At 73.1% G+C, this 17,739-nt stretch carries 16 protein-coding genes; 8 read left to right on the top strand and 8 right to left on the bottom strand.

All coding sequences use genetic code 11. The features are described 5' to 3' along the window. Window positions 1–29 precede the first annotated feature (29 nt). The 4 genes from D0Z67_RS23805 to D0Z67_RS23790 all read right to left on the bottom strand — a co-directional run bounded on the left by D0Z67_RS23805 (window position 30) and on the right by D0Z67_RS23790 (window position 3,567). Window positions 30–782 carry an SDR family NAD(P)-dependent oxidoreductase gene (locus tag D0Z67_RS23805; RefSeq protein ID WP_031182568.1) on the bottom strand — a complete coding sequence of 251 codons (753 nt, stop codon included), beginning with the start codon at window positions 780–782 and terminating at the stop codon, window positions 30–32. Beyond that, window positions 779–1,531 (bottom strand): sulfotransferase-like domain-containing protein, encoded by a 753-nt coding sequence (locus D0Z67_RS23800; RefSeq protein ID WP_051887893.1) that lies wholly within the window; start codon window positions 1,529–1,531, stop codon window positions 779–781. Before D0Z67_RS23800 ends, D0Z67_RS23805 begins: the two co-directional genes overlap by 4 nt. 50 nt (window positions 1,532–1,581) lie before the next feature. After that, window positions 1,582–2,820 (bottom strand): transaldolase family protein, encoded by a 1,239-nt coding sequence (locus D0Z67_RS23795; RefSeq protein ID WP_031182566.1) that lies wholly within the window; start codon window positions 2,818–2,820, stop codon window positions 1,582–1,584. A 72-nt stretch (window positions 2,821–2,892) separates the two neighbouring features. Then, window positions 2,893–3,567, bottom strand: a complete 675-nt coding sequence (locus tag D0Z67_RS23790; protein ID WP_051887892.1) for an HAD family hydrolase — start codon at window positions 3,565–3,567, stop codon at window positions 2,893–2,895. A gap of 217 nt (window positions 3,568–3,784) precedes the next feature. Here D0Z67_RS23790 and D0Z67_RS23785 point away from each other — a divergent pair, with 217 nt between their 5' ends. Genes D0Z67_RS23785 through D0Z67_RS23765 form a run of 5 tightly spaced genes read left to right on the top strand, consistent with a single transcriptional unit; the run spans window position 3,785 to window position 9,372 of the window. Then, window positions 3,785–4,639: an AfsR/SARP family transcriptional regulator gene (locus tag D0Z67_RS23785; protein WP_031182564.1), complete on the top strand. Its 855-nt coding sequence runs from the start codon at window positions 3,785–3,787 to the stop codon at window positions 4,637–4,639. After that, entirely contained in the window at window positions 4,636–5,958 is a 1,323-nt protein-coding gene (locus D0Z67_RS23780; protein ID WP_051887891.1) for an MFS transporter, read from the top strand. The genes D0Z67_RS23785 and D0Z67_RS23780 overlap by 4 nt, the downstream gene beginning before the upstream one ends. A 42-nt stretch (window positions 5,959–6,000) precedes the next feature. Beyond that, window positions 6,001–7,209 (top strand): methionine adenosyltransferase, encoded by a 1,209-nt coding sequence (metK, locus tag D0Z67_RS23775; RefSeq protein ID WP_031182562.1) that lies wholly within the window; start codon window positions 6,001–6,003, stop codon window positions 7,207–7,209. Between the two features lie 53 nt (window positions 7,210–7,262). After that, window positions 7,263–8,252, top strand: a complete 990-nt coding sequence (locus D0Z67_RS23770) for a carbohydrate kinase family protein (RefSeq protein ID WP_031182561.1) — start codon at window positions 7,263–7,265, stop codon at window positions 8,250–8,252. A gap of 13 nt (window positions 8,253–8,265) precedes the next feature. After that, the gene (locus D0Z67_RS23765) at window positions 8,266–9,372 is read left to right on the top strand and encodes a transaldolase family protein (protein ID WP_031182560.1); all 1,107 of its coding nucleotides are present in this window, start codon (window positions 8,266–8,268) and stop codon (window positions 9,370–9,372) included. A gap of 13 nt (window positions 9,373–9,385) precedes the next feature. Here D0Z67_RS23765 and D0Z67_RS23760 read toward each other — a convergent pair whose 3' ends face one another. Then, complete coding sequence (locus D0Z67_RS23760; protein ID WP_078873485.1) at window positions 9,386–10,195, bottom strand: methyltransferase domain-containing protein; 810 nt, start codon at window positions 10,193–10,195, stop codon at window positions 9,386–9,388. Between the two features lie 273 nt (window positions 10,196–10,468). On the opposite strand from D0Z67_RS23760, the gene D0Z67_RS23755 reads away from it, so the two are divergent. Beyond that, window positions 10,469–12,475, top strand: coding sequence for a helix-turn-helix domain-containing protein (locus D0Z67_RS23755; RefSeq protein ID WP_078873475.1), 2,007 nt, complete (start codon window positions 10,469–10,471; stop codon window positions 12,473–12,475). A 13-nt stretch (window positions 12,476–12,488) separates the two neighbouring features. Here the strand turns inward: D0Z67_RS23755 and D0Z67_RS23750 are convergent, their stop codons facing one another. Further along, entirely contained in the window at window positions 12,489–13,532 is a 1,044-nt protein-coding gene (locus D0Z67_RS23750) for an IS701 family transposase (protein ID WP_051887889.1), read from the bottom strand. Between the two features lie 200 nt (window positions 13,533–13,732). Between D0Z67_RS23750 and D0Z67_RS23745 the strand changes: the two genes are divergently transcribed. Both D0Z67_RS23745 and D0Z67_RS23740 read left to right on the top strand, forming a co-directional pair. Further along, the gene (locus D0Z67_RS23745; protein WP_031182556.1) at window positions 13,733–14,488 is read left to right on the top strand and encodes a hypothetical protein; all 756 of its coding nucleotides are present in this window, start codon (window positions 13,733–13,735) and stop codon (window positions 14,486–14,488) included. Between the two features lie 116 nt (window positions 14,489–14,604). Beyond that, the gene (locus tag D0Z67_RS23740) at window positions 14,605–16,161 is read left to right on the top strand and encodes an alpha/beta fold hydrolase (RefSeq protein ID WP_031182555.1); all 1,557 of its coding nucleotides are present in this window, start codon (window positions 14,605–14,607) and stop codon (window positions 16,159–16,161) included. Between the two features lie 49 nt (window positions 16,162–16,210). Here the strand turns inward: D0Z67_RS23740 and D0Z67_RS23735 are convergent, their stop codons facing one another. Together D0Z67_RS23735 and D0Z67_RS23730 are read right to left on the bottom strand one after the other, a co-directional pair. After that, window positions 16,211–17,092: an amino acid ABC transporter permease gene (locus D0Z67_RS23735; protein ID WP_031182554.1), complete on the bottom strand. Its 882-nt coding sequence runs from the start codon at window positions 17,090–17,092 to the stop codon at window positions 16,211–16,213. Continuing rightward, window positions 17,089–17,733 (bottom strand): amino acid ABC transporter permease, encoded by a 645-nt coding sequence (locus D0Z67_RS23730; RefSeq protein ID WP_031182553.1) that lies wholly within the window; start codon window positions 17,731–17,733, stop codon window positions 17,089–17,091. Before D0Z67_RS23730 ends, D0Z67_RS23735 begins: the two co-directional genes overlap by 4 nt. Window positions 17,734–17,739 lie beyond the last annotated feature (6 nt).

The raw sequence follows: 17,739 nt of genomic DNA, 5'->3' as shown, positions 1-17,739 counted from the left end.
GTCTCCTTCCTGGGCCCTTGGGGGGCCGGTCAGCGGGGGTAGCAGCCGTTGTCCGAGCGCAGGAGCGCGCCGGTCAGGGTGCGCGAGGCGTCGGACAGCAGGTAGACGCAGACGTCGGCGACGTACTCGGGGCGGATGTCGCCGTCGAGCTGCTCCTGGCGCTTGTACTCGGCGTAGCGGTAGTCGGGTATGCGGTCCGCGATGGCCGTGTCGACGATGAGGCCGGGCGAGACCACGTTGACCCGGATGTACGGGGCGAAGTTCATGGCGTTGGACTTGGTCAGGCCGATGACCCCGGCCTTCACGGTGCCGTACAGCGCGTCGGAGCTGCCGACCTCGCCCGCGACGGACGCCAGGTTGACGATGGCGCCGCGCCGCTTCTCGGGCAGCAGATGGCCGGCGAAGCGGCGGGAGAGCCAGACGGGTCCCTTGACGTTGACCGCGATGACCCGCTCGATGGTGGCGTCGTCGTACTCCCACACCGGCTGTCCCAGGTAGAGACCGGCGTTGTTGACCAGGCCGTCCACCTCGGGGTGGGCGGCGATGACGTCGTCCATGAAGGCGTCGCAGTCCTCGTGCGAGGCCACGTCCCGGACATGCGTCTCAAGCGGGCGGCCGGCGTGCGCGGCGGCCAGGTCCTTCAGGCCGGCCTCGTCGATGTCGCAGGTCACCACGGTGTGCCCGGCGTCGAGCAGTCGGCCCACCAGGGCCTTGCCGACGCCGCTGGCGCCGCCGGTGACGATGATCGTGCGGGTCTCGGGCGTGAGGGCGTCGGTAGTCATGCCACGGCCTCCTTCTCCGGCCGGAGCCGGTACTGGTCGATGTGGTCGTAGAACGGCTTGCAGTACTGGACGAACTCGCGCAGGTGGGGCGCCTCGTCGTAGCTCACGCGGTACTTGCGGGCGGGGGCGCCGATGCCGGTGCTGGCCGCGACGTCGGTGTGCCAGCCACTCCAGGTGGCCCACTCGCCGCGCTCGCCGCTGGACCAGCGCAGGGCCTCGGGCCGGAAGGGCACGCCGATGGCCGCGCAGTAGGCGGACAGGGTCCCCTCGGCGTCGGCGGCGAGGTCGGCCGCGTTGATGACGACCGGGGTCTCGCCGGTCAGTTCGCGCACCGCGTCGAAGAGCCGGGCCAGCGGCTCGTAGCCGAGGACCTCGCGGGTGACCCCGGGGTGGACGGTGGCGTGCGAGAGCACGGCCTCTTCCGGGTCGCGGACCAGGAAGGTGTGCGTCTGGCCGCGCAGGTACTCGGGGTCGGCGAGCAGGTGGTCGAGGCAGTGGTAGGGGAAGTCCTTGTGGAACACGGGGCGTTCGGCGCGCGCGTCCTCCATCATCCGCCGCACGTCCGGGTAGGTGAGGGGGTGGCCGTCCTGCGGGTTCTTGTGCGGGATGGCGGCCCGCTCCTCGTGCATGAAGAAGACGTAGGCGAACTCCTCGTGGAAGACGGTGAAGTCGCCGCGTTCGATGAAGGAGCGTTCGACGGCCGTGGACAGGGAGCGCGGGTGGCTCCACAGTGCGATCGACGGGTGCACGGGCTCCTGCCTCCTGGACAGACGTGGACGGGACGGCGCCGGGCGTGCGGTCACCGGGGGTGCCCGGACAGGCTGAGCGGGCGGGCCCGGCTGGAGAGGGCCTGGAAGCGGCGGGCGACGAAGTCCAGCAGGCGCCGGGTGTTGCCGAGGACCTCGGCGTAGGTGGCGGTGAACGCGCCGTAGTGGGCGAACTGGTCGGCGGACATGCCGTCGGGGAGGTAGCCGCGCTGGAAGGAGGGCAGCCACATCAGCTTGTCCAGGACCTGCCCGGGCACGTCGGCGTGGATCGCCCGGGCGTCCAGCCGGGGCAGCTCCGCCTCGCGCCGTACGACGTCCCCGACGAACTGCGGCTTGCAGGTGTAGGCGACGGAGCCGCCGGCGCTGTGTTCCAGGTGCATGCTGAGGCCGCCGAAGCCCTGGGCCGGGTCGTCGGTCTCCAGGCTGGAGAGCAGCGGCTTGACCGGGTGGCCGTGCTCGGCGATGAGCCGGTGGACGCGCTTGAGGACGGCGATCTCGCCCCAGCGCAGGTCCGTGGCCGTCAGTTCGACGTCACGGGCCGCCGCCTCGTGCAGCAGGTCGGTGTTGGCGCCGAACCGGCCGATCATGTGGGTGAAGACCGCGCGCCAGCGGGTGGTGTCCACGCCCCGGCGGGCCGCGTCCCGCAGTCCGCCGTTCACGGCGTCCACGCAGGCGAGGAACTGCGGGACGGTGTACGAGAGCGTGTTGTTGACGGAGATGCCGTGGCCGACCAGGGTGCGGATGGTCTGGTAGCCGGCGGCCGAGCCGGGCACCTTCACCATCAGGTTGGGCGCGATCCGCGCGATTCTCAGGCCCTGTTCGGTCATGGCCCCGGCGTGGAACATCAGGCGCGGGTCGAGCTGTCCGGAGACCCAGCCGTAGCGGCCGCCGGTCGCCTCCCACATGGGGCGCATGGCGCGGGCCGCGCGGCGCAGCGCCTCCTCGTAGACGAGGTGGAAGGTGTGGTCGAGGTCGGGCAGCGGCTGTGCGCGTACCGTCCGGTCGATCCACTCCTCCCAGGGGCCCGGGGTGGCCAGCACGCTCCGGGCGACGAGCGAGGGGTTGGTGGTGACGCCGCGCACGAGCGAGACGTCGGGGTCGTCGGGACACAGGAAGGTGCGCAGCCGGCCCTCCCAGCGTTCGCGGGACGCCCGGTCGGGGGCGCCGGCGAGGAACTGGTCGCGCCAGCGGGGGAAGTCCAGCGGCGAGGAGTCCCACCAGATCTCGGCGGCCGGACTGAGACGCTGCATCTCTTCGAGGACGATCGACATCGTGAGCAGTACCTTCCGTTCCGCTTCCCTCGGGGAAGCTGACGGGCACGGTGAGCGGGCGCCGGGCGGGGCCTAGACGGCGGGCGTCGGCGGTGTGGTGGCGAGGCGGTGTCCGAGCAGGGCGGGCAGCCGCGCCATGGAGGTGAAGACGTGCGCCCCGGCCCCGGCCAGTTCGGCGGCGGTGCCGCTGCCGGGCGGGGCGTAGCCGAAGACGGTCATCCGGGCGGCGACCGCCGCCTGGACACCGACCAGGGAGTCCTCCACCACGGCGCAGTCCTGTGGCGGGGTGCCGAGCCGGTGCGCGGCGTGCAGGAAGAGGTCCGGCTCCGGTTTCCAGGAGCCCACTTCGTAGGCGCTGAAGATACGGCCCTCGAAGTGGGGCAGCAGGCCGGTGACGGACAGGGCGTGGGTGATCTTCTCCCGGGGGGCGCTGGAGGCGGTGCAGTAGGGCACGGACAGGCCGGCCAGCAGCTCGCGCACGCCGGGCACCGGCAGCAGTCCGCCCGTGAAGGCTTCCAGGGTGCGGCGGCGGAACGCCGCGATGAACTCCTCGCCCAGTGGGCGTCCGAGGCGTTCGCCGAGCTCCTCGACCCAGAGGGCCACCTTGCGTCCGCGCAGCAGGCGGAGCGCTTCGGCGGAGGTGAGGGCCAGTTCGGGCGCCGTCATGGTGCGCAGGACTTCGGCGCTGAGCGTCTCGCTGTCGACCAGCACTCCGTCGCAGTCGAAAATGACCAGTCGCTGTTCCATGACTTCAGCACAGCAGCCGGTCCTTACGATCGGCTGAAGCTCCGCTACCGGCCGTACAGAGGGGCCGATTTCACCGCGTACCGGGACAGGACGGCCAGCAGTGACGGAGTCCCGGTCAACCGGCCGCCGATCGTGGGCGGTCGGCGCGGCACGTTCCTACGGTGGAGAAGGCGGGACCTCCCCCGGCTCCCCCGTCCTTCATACGAGAGGAACGTGCATGAAGTTCGGAGTTCTCGGCCCGCTCACCGCCGACCTCGACACCGCGACGACCCCGGCGTCCCCCGCGCAGGGCGCGGACCGGCTGCCGTCGGCCCCCAAGACACGACAACTCCTCGCCCTGCTGGTGCTGAACGAGGGTTCTCTCGTCACGCTGAACACCTGCGTGCAGGAACTGTGGGGCGAGGACTCCCCGCGCAGCGCCGTACAGAGCCTGCACACACGGGTGTTCCGCATCCGCCAGGCGCTGGCCGCGCTGCCCGGCATCGGGAGCACCGAGGCCGCCAAGCGGGTCCTGGAGACCCACCACCAGGGCTACGTCCTCAATCTGTCGGCCGGTTGTCTGGACGTGCACACCCTGGACGAGCAGCTGGCCCAGGCGCGCGGCGCGCGGGCCGGTGACGACGCGCGGGAGATCTCGCACGCGCTGCGCGGCGCCCTGCGGCTGTGGCGCGGCGCCACCCTGGCCGACGTCGAGACCGGGATGCACCTCCAGGCCCATGTCACCCGCCTGGAAGGCATCCGGATGACGGCCCTGGAGCAGTGCCTGGACGCGGAGCTGCGCCTGGGCATGCACCACCAGCTCATCTCCGAGCTGGGGGACCTCGTCTCCCGGCACCCCACCCACGAGAACCTGCACGCCCAGTACATGCTGGCCCTCTACCGGTCCGGCCGCACCGCCCACGCCCTCGACGTGTACCAGGGGCTCAACCGCCGGCTGGTGGAGGACCTCGGCATCGAGCCGTCCCACAAGCTGCGCAGCCTGCAGACCGCGGTGCTCGCGGAGGACCGCACGCTGGACGTCACCGCGCCGCGCGACCTGCGGCTCTCGCTGGACCTGGTGGCGGGCCGGTGACCACGACCACGGCGCCCCCGGTCACCGGTCCCGACGCCCGGACCGTACGCCGCTTCCAGACCCGTATCGCGGTGTGCGCGGGCGGCGGCGAGGTCTGCGACGGCTGGGTGCTGGGCGTGGTGGGCGCCGCGCTGCCGCTGGCCCGCGACGACCTGGCCCTCGGCACCACCGCCACCGGCCTGATCGGCGCCTCCTCGCTGATCGGCATCTTCCTCGGCGGCCTCGCCTTCGGCCGGCTCACCGACCGCGTCGGCCGCCAGCGCATGTACCTCATCGACCTGTTGGTGTTCGTCGCCGGCTCGCTGCTCCAGCTGACCGTCGGCTCCGGCACCGAACTCTTCCTGGTCCGGCTGGTGATGGGCATGGCGGTCGGCGCCGACTACGCCATCGCCGGTGCCCTGGTGGCGGAGTTCGCACCCCCCGCCCGCCGGGGACGGCTGCTCGGCTCGCTGATCGCCTACTGGTACGTCGGGTACGTCCTGGCCACCCTGACCGGTCTGGCCATGGCGGCCGGCCTGGAGGGGCCGCACGTCTGGCGGCTGATCCTCGCCACCAGCGCGGTCCCGTCCGTGGTGGTGCTGCTGGCCCGGCTCGGCACCCCCGAGTCGCCCCGCTGGCTCGCCGCGCGGGGGCGGCACCGGGAGGCGGACGCCGTCTGCCGCCGGTGGCTCGGGCACACCCTCGCGGAACTCGGGGACGACGTACAAGCCTCCTCTGACCGGCCCGGCCTGTTCTCCGCCGCCTATCGCGGGCGCGCCCTGTTCACCGGCACCTTCTGGCTGTGCCAGGTCACCCCGTTCTTCGCCATCTCCACCTTCGCGCCGCAGGTGCTGTCCTCGCTCGGGACGACCGGGGGCGCGACGGAGGTGGTGCTCAACACCTTCCTCCTGGTGGGCTGTCTGTGCGGTGTGCTGCTGCTCGACCGGGTCGGCCGCCGCCCGCTGCTCGTCGTCCCGTTCTTCGTGGCCACCGCCGCCCTGCTGGTGCTGGGCGTGGCCCCGGGCGCCCCGGTGGCCCTGACCGCCGTGTGCTTCGCCGCCTTCGCGCTGAGCCATGCCGCCGGCAGCACGCTCCAGGCGGTCTACCCGAGCGAGGTCTTCCCGACCGAGATCCGCGCCACCGGTATCGGTTTCGCCGCCGCGTGCAGCCGTATCGGCGGTGCCGTCGGCACCTTCCTGGTGCCGACCGCCCTGACGTCGTGGGGCGTCGGCGCGGTGATGCTGTGCGGCGCGGCGGTCTCGCTGTTCGGCGCGGCCGTCTCGCTGCGTGCCGCGCCCGAGACCAGGGGCCTCGCCCTGGCCCGGACCGGCGCCCCCTGAGAGAGACCCCCTGATCCCCGTACGAGCGAAAGGCAGGAACCCATGTCCCGTCGCCTCTTCACCTCCGAGTCGGTCACGGAGGGACACCCCGACAAGATCGCCGACCAGATCAGCGACACCATCCTCGACGCGCTCCTCGCCCAGGACCCCACCGCCCGGGTGGCCGTGGAGACGATGCTCACCACCGGTCTGGTGCACGTGGCGGGCGAGGTCAGCACCAGCGCCTACGCGCCCATCGCCCAGCTGGTGCGGGACAAGGTGCTGGAGATCGGCTACGACTCCTCGGCCAAGGGCTTCGACGGCGCGTCCTGCGGGGTGTCGGTGGCGATCGGCGCCCAGTCCCCCGACATCGCCCAGGGTGTCGACACCGCCTACGAGTCGCGTGTGGAGGGCGGCGAGGGCGAACTGGACCGGCAGGGCGCCGGCGACCAGGGCCTGATGTTCGGTTACGCCTCCGACGAGACGCCCGAGCTGATGCCGCTGCCCATCCACCTCGCCCACCGGCTCGCCCGCCGCCTCACCGAGGTCCGCAAGAACGGCACCCTCCCCTACCTGCGTCCCGACGGCAAGACGCAGGTCACCATCGAGTACGAGGGCAGCCGCCCGGCCCGGCTGGACACCGTCGTGGTCTCCTCCCAGCACGCCGCCGACGTGGACCTCGACGCGCTGCTGACCCCCGACATCCGCACCCATGTGGTGGACCACGTCCTCAAGGAGCTGGCCGAGTCGGGGCTGGCCCTGGCGACGGACGGGTACCGGCTGCTGGTGAACCCGACCGGCCGGTTCGAGGTCGGCGGGCCGATGGGCGACGCCGGTCTGACCGGCCGGAAGATCATCATCGACACCTACGGCGGGTACGCCCGGCACGGCGGGGGCGCCTTCTCCGGCAAGGACCCCTCCAAGGTGGACCGTTCGGCCGCCTACGCCATGCGCTGGGTCGCCAAGAACGTCGTCGCGGCACGGCTGGCCCGGCGGTGCGAGGTCCAGGTCGCCTACGCCATCGGCAGGGCCGAGCCGGTCGGCCTGTTCGTGGAGACCTTCGGCACCGCCACCGTGCCGCAGGCCGCCATCGAGAAGGCGATCCGGGAGGTCTTCGACCTGCGCCCGGCCGCCGTCATCCGGGACCTGGACCTGCTGCGGCCCATCTACGCCCAGACCGCGGCCTACGGGCACTTCGGCCGTGAGCTCCCCGACTTCACCTGGGAACGCACCGACCGCGTCGACGCCCTGCGTACGGCGGCGGACGTCTGAAACCCCGCCGCACCGAGCCGCCCAGCCGTCCCCCCACACCCGGGAGTCACACCGTGCGCATCGCCGTGTCCGGTTCCATCGCCACCGATCACCTCGCCGTGTTCCCGGGCCGGTTCCGGGACCAGATCCTCGCCCAGCAGGTCGATCACGTCTCGCTGTCCTTCCTGGTGGACGACCTGGAGGTACGGCGCGGGGGTGTGGGGGCCAACATCGCGCTGGGCCTCGGACGGCTGGGCGAGAGTCCGCTGCTGGTCGGGGCGGTCGGCGCCGACTTCGCCGACTACGAGGTCCGGCTCAAGGAAGGCGGCGTCGACACCGCCGCCGTGCACGTCTCCGCGACCCGGCACACGGCCCGCTTCATGTGCACCACGGACACCGACCAGAACCAGATCGCCGTCTTCTACGCCGGTGCGATGGCGGAGGCGGCCGACATCGACCTCCTGGCGGCCGTCCGCCGGCACGGCCCCTTCGGGCTCGTGCTCATCGGCCCCGACGCGCCCGAGGCCATGCTGCGCCACACCCGCGCGTGCCGGGCGGCCGGCGTCCCCTTCGCCGCCGACCCCTCGCAGCAGCTGGCCCGCCTCACCGACGGCGAGGCACGCGAACTCGTGGACGGCGCCGCGTACTTGTTCACCAACGAGTACGAGGCCGCACTGCTCGTGGAACGCACCGGCTGGCCGCACGACGAGGTGCTGGCACGGGTGGGCACCTGGCTCACCACGCTCGGCGCCGAGGGCGTCCGCGTCGAACGGGCCGGGGAGCCCGCGGCCCAGCGCCCCGCCGTGCCGGCCCGGCAGGCCGTCGACCCCACCGGGGTCGGGGACGCCTTCCGGGCGGGCTTCCTCGTCGCCACCGGCTGGGGCGTGGACCCCGAGGCCGCCGCCGCGCTGGGCTGCGGCCTCGCCACCCTCGTACTGGAGACCAAGGGGCCGCAGGAGTACGGGATCGACACCGCCGGCCTCCTCGGCCGGATCACCGCCACCTACGGCGAGCCCGTCGCGCTGGCGCTCGCGCCCCATCTGACCCGGGTCCGCGCCGGGTGAAGGGGGAGAAGCGATGTCGTCGAAGCCCCGCGATCCCGGCCCCGCCCTCCCCTGTGCCCCGCACGACAGCGGGGCGCTGCGGGCGCTGAGCGCGGAGGGCGTGGCGCTCTGGCTCGACCGGGTGAGCCGGCGTCACCTCCTCGACGGCACCCTGCGGGCGTGGGTGCGCGGCGGCCTGGTCAGCGGCGCGGTGCTGTCGCTGGCCGCGATGACGGACGAGCTGCGCCGGACCGGCACCTCGTACCAGCCGCAGGTGGACGCCCTGGCGCGGGGCGGCTGCACACCGGAGCGGGTCGGGCGGGAGCTGCTCCGCTCGGACGCCCGGTGGGCGTGCCGGGTGCTGGCACCGGTGCACGCCAGGGCGGGCGGGCTGGACGGCTGGGTCCGCACCGACGGCGCGGACGGCTCCGCGTCGGAGGCCCTTGGGCTCGCGGCGGACGTGGACCGGCGCAACCTCCTCGTCGACGTGGCGGCGACCCGGAGCGGGCTGGACGTGCTCCGGGTCTGCGCGCGCGAGGGCGTGGGGACCTCCGCGACCCTGGTCTGCTCCGAGGAGCGGTTCGCGGAGGTGCTGGACGCCCATCTGAGCGGGCTGGAGGACGCGGTGCGCGACGGCCGCGACCCGGCCCGCTCGGTCTGCGTGCCGTGTGTGGCGGTGGGCGAGGTCGACGCGGCCGTGGACGACGCGCTGGCCCGCGTGGCGGGGGCGCGTCCGGTGCCGGGGTTCGCCGGCCTCACGCTCGCCCGTGCCGTGCACGGCCATCTCGACCGGCGGCTGGGCGGTGAGCGCTGGCGCGCGCTGCGCTCGGCCGGGGCGCTGCCCCACCGCCTGGCCTGGCACACCGCGACCCCCGCGCAGGTGCGGGAGATCGTGGGCTGGCGCACCGCCCACGTGGTCTCCCCGGAGACCGCCGTCGGGACCGCCCTCGGGCCGGTGCCGCTCGGCGACAGCCTCGCGTCCCGCGCGCCGGACGTCCGGCGCGACCTGAACGCGCTGCGCCGGCACGGCGTCCACCTCGGCTGCCTGGCGGAGACCCTGACCCGGCACGCACGGCAGGCCCACGACCGCGAACGGGCCGCCTTCCTGGAGGCCGTCCGGGACCGGATGCCCCGGCGCTAGCCGGGTCCTGGCGTCATTCGGCGGCGGTGATCTCCAGAAGCATGTGCCGTACGGCGGACTCGCCCTCCAGGACCGTCCGTCCGGCCAGGGTCGTGAGGGCGCGGCCCTGTTCCGCGGCGATGCGGGTCAGCAGGTCGAGCTGGCCCCGGTCGCAGAAGTGCAGCAGGGCCCGGCCGCCCGGGGCGAGGTGGTGCACGGCCTCGGTGAGGTAGCGGCGGTGGGCGCGGTATCCGGGGTCGACGTAGGCGCGCTCGTGGTCGGTGTGGAAGACGTACTCCTCGGGCGCCAGGACGTAGTTGGAGCTCCAGAAGATCCGGTCGAAGAGGCGTCCGGCGAAGGGGGCGAGGAGGTCCCCGTGCACCGCTTCCAGACGGTCCGCGACGCCGTGCCGGGCCGCGTTCAGCGCGGTGTTGCGCACGGCGTGCTCGTTGACGTCGACGGCGGACACGCGGTTTCCGGCCAGCGCCGCCTGTACGGCGATGACCCCGGCGCCCGACCCGACCTCGAGGAAGGCGGGCGCGTCGGGGGCGAGCGGGGCGGCCGTCCCCGACGGCGCGGCGGAGTCCAGGCCGAGGAGCCCGGCCGCGGTGCGGGTGGACGGCGAGTAGGGCGGCGCGAAGACATGGTCGAGCAGGTCCCAGCGGCGGCCGAGCAGGGTGAACTCGCTCGGGCGGTCCGGGCGGTGGAGGGAGACGCGGCTGCGTTCCAGCGACTTCTCGTAGCTGCGTATCTCCCGCACGTCCGTCGTCGCGCGGCCGTGGCGGGCGTCGGTCAGGAGCGTGGCGGGTGACCGGGCGGTGTCGTCGTGCGCGGTGCTGCCCATGAACATCCTCGTCCTTCCGGGAGCGGGCGCTCGTGTCGCGGCGCGTGGTGCGGAGACCTCGTGGTGCCCCACCGTTCCACCCTCACCGCCGGGGCGACGCGTCCGGAAGGGAGTCCGACGACACTTCCGGGCCCGTCACCGGTGGCCGGACCACCACCCCTCGAAGTGTGACCTGCGCCACATCCAGTGGCTTTCCCGGACCCTCCGGGCAGGCGCAGGGGGACCGAGCCGGGGTGCGTGACCGGCGCCGGAACCCGGGGGAGAGGCACACCGATGGAGCGTCAGGCAGCGGCGGGGAGCGCCTCGCGCGTGGCACTGGACCTGCTCGAACTCCTGGCGGCGGAGGCGTCGCCGGACCGGATGGGCGATCTCGTACGGCACGCGGCGGCCGACGCGGACCCCGCCACGGCGGCGGAGCTGGACCGCGCACGCGAACTCGCCCTGCACGTGCACTCGTTGTTCGCCCGGCGTCAGCAGCGGGAGGCCGAGCTGGCGGCGCTGATCGACACCGCGCGCGACCTCACCGCCCCGCACGAGCTGGACACTCTGCTGAAGATGATCGTCCGGCGCACCCGCATGCTCTTCGGCGTCGACATGTCCTACATCAGCTTCCGCGACCGGGACAGCGGCGCGGGCTATGTGCGCACCTCAGACGGCCACGCCTCCGCGCTCACCCTCGGGTACCGGGTGCCGGGTGACGCCGGGCTCGGCTGGGAGTCCAACGTGGGCGGCGTGCCGATCTGGTCGTCGGACTACCTGGCGGACGACCGGATGCGGCACTCCCCCGTGCTGGACGACATCGTGCGCTCCGAGGGGTTGCGCGGCATCATCGCCTCCCCGCTCACCCACGGCAGCGAGACCTTCGGCACGCTGTACGCCGCCGACCGCAACGTCCGTCACTTCAGCATCAGCGACGTCTCCCTGATGACCTCGCTCAGCGACCTCGCGGCCGTCGCCATCGAGAAGGCCCGCACGCTGGAGCAGCGCGGCTCCTACCTCGCCGAGCTGGGCGAGTTCCGCCGCTTCGGGCGGCTGCACACCCGGCTCACCGATCTGGCGCTGCGCGGCGCCGGGCTCCAGGAGGTCCTCGCCGCCGCCGCGTCGGCCCTCGACTGCGCGCTGGAGGTGCGCGACGCCGACCAGCGCCGGATCGGCGCCGCCGGGGACCCGCCGGAGGTGGCCGAGGAGCAGGTACGGCGCGCCCTGGGCGAGTCCTACCGGGGCGAGCAGGACGGCCCGGTGCCGGTGCGGTCGGCGGCGCCGGACGGCTCCGCGTACCCGGAGCTGTGGGTCATCCCGCTGACCGCCGGGGACGAGGAACTCGCGGTACTGCTGATGCACGCGCGGTGGCCGCTGGACGACGCCGCCCGCTGGAAGGGGCAGCTGGTGGCGCAGCCGCTGGCGGTGCTGTTGCAGATGCAGCGCGGGGAGGAGGCCATCGCCAGCCCCTTCCGCGACGAGCTGTTCGAGGACCTGCTGGCGACGCCCGGGCGTCCCGTGGAGCAACTCGCGCATCGCGCGGCCCGATTAGGGCTCGCCACCCCGCGGCCGATGATGGTGCTGGTCGGCCGGCCGGAGGGTGGCAGTCTGGGCCGGGCGGCCGGCTGGGCCGCCGCGTACGCCCGCCGCACGGGCGGTCTGCGGAGCATCCGGGACGGGTGTGTCTCCCTGCTGCTGCCGCTCACCGGACAGTTCGACGACGGCGACGACGGCTGGTGCGCCCGGCGCGTCAAGGACGAGATGACGGGCGCGCTGGGGCATCCGGTCACGGTGGGCGCGAGCGGCCGCATCACCGGTCTCGGCGACGTGCGCGACGCGCACCGCGAGGCGACACGGTGCCTGGACGCGCTGCTCGCGCTGGACCGTGCGGGCAGCGCGGCGGCCGCCGGGGACCTGGGCTTCCTCGGGCTGCTGCTCTCCGACGCCCCGGACGCGACCTCGTTCGTCACCGCGACGATCGGCCCGCTCCTGGAGTACGACCGGCTGCGGCTGACGGAGCTGACCCGGACCCTGGAGGAGTACTTCGCGGCGGGCGGCAGTCCGAGCGTCGCGGCGGAGACGCTGCACGTGCACGCCAACACGGTGTACCGGCGCCTGGAGCGCGTCGCCGAGGTTCTCGGCCCCGGCTGGTCGGACCCCGACCGGGCGCTCGACCTCCAGCTGGCGCTGCGGCTGCACCGCACCCGCCGGGCCCTGCGGTCCGGTCCCGAGGTTCCCGCGCCGGACGACTTCGGCCCGGTGGTCCGCACGGCAGCCCGGCAGCCGGCCGGCGAGCGCTGAGTCCCGGCGCCGCTCAGGCGGCGCACACGGCGGGCCGCCGCGCCTGCGCCCGGTCCCCCGCCAGTTCCTGGACGGCGTACGCGCACGAGGCGAGCGTCATGTGCCGGTGCCAGCCCGCCAGCGACCGGCCCTCGTAGTCCGCGAGACCCACGGCCGCGCCGCGTGTGCGCCAGCCGCCGGCCACCCGCTCCGGGAGCCGGACCAGGGCGCCGAGCACGGCGGGCCGTTCGGCGGGCAGGTCACTGAGCCAGACCTCCTCGGGCCGGCCGACGGCGTGCCCGGCCGGCCACACCCCCACCGCGGTCGACGGTCCCAGGCCGCCCGTCGCCAGGGCGGCGGGCACGGTCGCCACTCCCCCGTCCGACGCGGAGCGCAGGCCGGCCGACCTGAACACCTGGGCCGCCGGGGCGACTTCGGCGCTGCCGGTGACCGGCCGCCGTTTCACGGCCAGCCGCACCTCGGGGCGGACGCGGACCGTCAAGGGGCAGCGCGCCCAGGGCTGCCGGGCGGGGTCGGCCACGGGCAGCACCCCCGGGTCGACGACGACGGGCCGCCGTCCGCCGGTCCAATCGGTGACCTCGGTGACCAGTTCGGCGACCGCGGCCGCGCGTCCGGCCTCGTCGCCGCCCCGCACCAGCCGCCAGCTGACCGGTACGAGGGAGCCGCCGGTGGTGAACCAGGCGCCGAAGGCCAGTTGGCCGACCAGCACCCGTCCCCGCTCGCGAGACCAGTGCCGGGTCACCCCCACGCTCCGGTCGCCGGTCTTGGGGATGGACACGGGTCCCACCACCCAGGCTCCGGCACCCTCGCCGGCCCGTGAGGTGACGGCCTGGGCCAGCGCCCGCCGTACCGGACCCCAGCGCCAGGCGCCGCCGGACACGAACCTCCGCAGCCGCTGCTCGTCCTCGGGGCCGCCCACGGCCGCGGCGATGTGCGCCACGGTCTTGCGCCCGTCGACCCCCAGCAGGCCGTCCACGTACTGGCGGGCCCGAACCCGGTGGGTCGCGCCGCTGAACCCGGTGAACAGGGAAGCGTACAGCTCGGTCATGTCCGTCATGCCTCCCGACTCTCCCCGCCGAGGACGGCCCGCACGAGGGACGCCGGTCACCCGGCTCCGGCGGCGAGGAGTGCCCGCACCACCACGACCGCTCCCACCACCACGGCTGGTCGCCCGGCCGGGGCGCGGAGGGTGGTGGCGGGACCACCACCCGGGCGGGGCCGCCCCGTCCGGCGCCGGACCCGCTAGCATCCCGCGGCATGAACGACGACGTGCGCAACATCGCCCTGGGCGTCATAGCCGCCGGCATCAGTGCCGCGCTCGGATGGCTGGCCCGTACCTATCTGTGGCGGCGCAAGCTGCGGCGCAAGCAGGTGTTCTTCGGGCTGCCGGACAACTCCGAGACGCTGTTCGTCGTCAACCGGGACCCGGGGGCGACCGAGCCGGCGGTGCACCGGTTCGACGTGTTCGCGCTGCTGGAGCTGTCCGCGCTCATCAAGGACTGCGGCGCGAACATGCAGTTGATGACACAGGACGTCTCCCACCAGGGCTTCGGCGAGCGCACCGAGTTCTGCGTGGGCGGCCCGGCCTCCAACCGGCGGATGCTGGCGCACATGTCGGCGATGCTGCCGGGCGTGCGGATGAACACCGAGAAGGAGAAGGGCCCGAACCGGGGCGCGTTCCGCATCGGTACGGAGACCTACCGGATGGAGCCCGGCACCACCGAGTACGTGCTGCTGGCCAAGGTCGCGGCGGGGCGGCAGACGCGGCCGGTGTTCCTGTTCTGCGGGCAGCGGGCGATCACCAACCAGGCGGCGACCCGCTATCTGGCCCGCAACCACGAGCGGTTGGCCCGCAAGCACGGGTCGGGCTCGTTCGTGCTGCTGCTGAAGGTGGTCAACTCCCAGGCGTACGGCCCCGATCTGGTCGAGGTGGTCGCCGATGTCACCCGGTCCGCGCAGGCCCCGTTCCCGGAGCCCGAGGAGACACCGGCCCCGGCGACGCCTGCCTCGTAGCACGCAACCCTCTTCAACTATTGTTACCCGTACGTAACTTACCGACGGGTTACTTGAGGTGAGAACCACCCCCTACTGTCGGGTCACTTCCGCACTGGCACGCGTCAGGAGTGACCATGGCCCCCGCTCGTAACCCCCTGCGCACCTGCGCCGTAGGCACCGTCTCGGCGGCGCTGGTGGCCGGCGCCGTCGTCGGGCTGGCGCCCGTGGCCCAGGCGGCTCCCGCCGTACGGTTCGTCGACATTCCCGGTGACGGGGGGACCGTACTGAAGGCGAACGTCGTCACCCCGGCCGGCACCGGCAGCCATCCGCTGCTGGTGCTGCCCACCAGCTGGGGCTTCCCGCAGGCCGAGTACCTCGCCCAGGCGCGGAAGCTCGCCGACTCCGGCTATGTGGTGCTCTCCTACAACGTGCGCGGCTTCTGGCAGTCCGGCGGCGAGATCGAGGTGGCCGGGGCGCCCGACCTGGCCGACGCCTCCAAGGTGATCGACTGGGCGCTGGCCAACACCCCCGCCGATTCCGACCGCATCGGCATGGCGGGCGTCTCCTACGGCGCCGGCATCAGCCTGCTCGCCGCCGCCCACGACAAGCGGATCAGGGCCGTGGCGGCGCTCAGCGGCTGGGCCGACCTGATCGGCTCGATCTACTCCGGGCGCACCCAGCACGTCCAGGCCGCCGCCCTGCTGGACGGCGCGGGCGCGATCACCGGGCGGCGCGGCCCCGAGCTGCGGCAGATCTTCGACCGCTTCTACGCCTCCGACCTCTCCCAGGAGCAGAACCTCATCGACTGGGGCGAGCGCCGCTCCGCCGCGACGTACCTGGACCGGCTCAACGCGAGCAAGCCCGCCGTGATGCTCGCCAACGCCTGGAGCGACTCCATCTTCCCGGCCAACCAGTACGCGAGCTTCTACGAGAAGCTGGCCGGCCCCAAGCGCCTCCAGCTGCGCCCCGGCGACCACGCGACCCCCGAGCTGACCGGCCTGTTCGGGCTGCCCAACGACGTGTGGAAGGACACCGGCCGCTGGTTCGACCACTACCTGAGGGGCGTGGACAACGGCGTCGACCGCGAGCAGCCCGTCCAGCTGGAGTCACGCACCGGGGCCGGCTACGAGGGCTACCCGGACTGGAAGTCGGTCGCCGCCACCGACCGCAAGATCGCGCTGGCGGGCAGCACCACCATCCACGCCGACGTCGACTCCGGCGCGGACGGCGGGACCGTCCTGCTCTCCGGCCTCCTGGACCAGGTCACCAAGCTGCCCCCACTGGCCTCCATCCCGCTGCTCCCGCGCCGCTGGGCGGCCGTCTGGCAGTCGGAGCGGTACGCGGCGCCCCAGCGGGTGCGCGGCACCGCCAGGCTGCACACCACGCTCACCCCGACCGCCGAGAGCGGCACCTTCGTGGCCTACCTGTACGACGTGGGCCCGCTCGGCATCGGCAAGCTGGTCACCCACGCGCCCCTGACCTGGCACGGCCGTACGCCGGGGCAGCCGTTCGGGGTGGACCTGGACCTGTTCTCCACGGCCTACGACGTCCCGGCCGGGCACCGGCTGGCCCTGGTGGCCGACACGGTCGATCCGCTCTACATCGAGCACAACCCGTCCGGCGCGCGGCTGACCTTCTCCTCGCCCGAGAACGACCCGTCGTACGTGTCGGTCCCCCTGCGCGAGCAGTGATCTCCGGCCGCCGCCGGACGAGCATGGCCCGTGTGAACCGCCGCCTTCGTCACGGCTTCGGAGCCGTGGGTGGCTCCCCACCCGGCAGCGGCGCCCCAGGGCCGGGCGCGGCGACAGCCACGGCCTCGGTCTTGGGACTGCGCTGCTCCCGGCGGGACACCCAGACGGCGAACCACGAGAGCAGCATGCACATCCCGATGTAGATCGGCGAGATCACCATCACTACGGGGATGAACGGCAAATCGTAGTCGAGGTTCGAGGCGATGAGCTTCCCGGCGTGGAGGAACTCCTCGTAGGTGATGAGGAAGCCCAGCGAGGTGTCCTTCAGCGCGACCACCAACTGGCTGATGATCGCAGGCAACATGGCGCGTACCGCCTGCGGTACGAGCACGTAGGACATGACCTGGGTTTTTCTCATGCCGAGAGCGAACGCGGCCTCACCCTGCCCCCGTTCGACCGCGTTGACACCGGAACGGAAGACCTCGGCGAGCACCGAGCCGTTGTAGAGGGCGAGCCCGGCGACGAGCGCGGGCAGCGGCTGCACCTTGAGCGCCACGAAGATGAAGAAGATCATCACCAGTACGGGCATCGCGCGGAAGAACTCCACCACGACCGTGGCCAGCCAGCGCACCGGCGCGTGGTCGGAGAGCCGTCCGGCGGCGAGCACGATGCCGAGGGCGAGGGAGAGCACGGCGGCCAGGGCGAACGCCTTGAGGGTGTTGCCGAGGCCACGCAGCAGCAGTTCCTGGATGCCCTTGTACTCGAAGGGCATCCACTTGGTGGCGGTGAACTGGCCGGTGGAGAACAGCAGATAGAGCACCCAGGCGACCAGGCCCAGCAGCACGGCGGTGGACAGCACCGCGTACAGCGCGTGCCGCCGCCGGGTGGTGGGTCCGGGGACGTCGTAGAGCGCGGTGGTCTCGGTCGTCATCGGGCCACTCCCCACTTGCGTTCCAGCAGGTTGAACAGGGCGCTGATGGCGAGCGTGATGATCAGGTAGCCGACCGCGATCCAGACGAAGGTCCAGATGATGTTGTAGCCCAGCTCGCTCAACGTCTTGTAGGTGCCCAGCAGTTCGGTGACGCTGAAGGCGCCGGCGATGGCGGAGTTCTTGGCCAGCGCGATCAGGGTGGAGCCGACGGGCGGGATCACCGAGCGGAACGCCTGCGGGAGCACGATCACGCCGAGCGTCTGCGAGAAGGTCATGCCGAGGCTGCGGGCGGCCTCCCCCTGGCCCTTCGGCACGGTGTTGATGCCGGAGCGCAGCGCCTCGCAGATGAACGCGGAGGTGTAGCAGCCGAGCGCGAGGACCGCGAACGCCTGGAAGGGCAGTACGAGTCCGAACCGGGGCAGTCCGAGCAGCACCGCGAAGAACAGCAGGGTGAGCGGGGTGTTGCGCAGTACGGTCACCCACACCGTGCCGAAGACCCGGAGCGAGGCGACCGGCGCGACCCGGAAGGACGCCATCAGAAAGCCGAGCGCGAGGGCCAGCAGCGAGGCGTAGACGGTCAGTTCGACCGTGCCGAGGAATCCCTCCCAGTACAGGGAGAGGTTGTCTGTCAGTACGTTCATGGCGTC

The organism is Streptomyces seoulensis (assembly GCF_004328625.1).
GTDB classification, from domain to species: domain Bacteria; phylum Actinomycetota; class Actinomycetes; order Streptomycetales; family Streptomycetaceae; genus Streptomyces; species Streptomyces seoulensis.
This window is presented reverse-complemented; position numbering and strand designations above follow the sequence as displayed.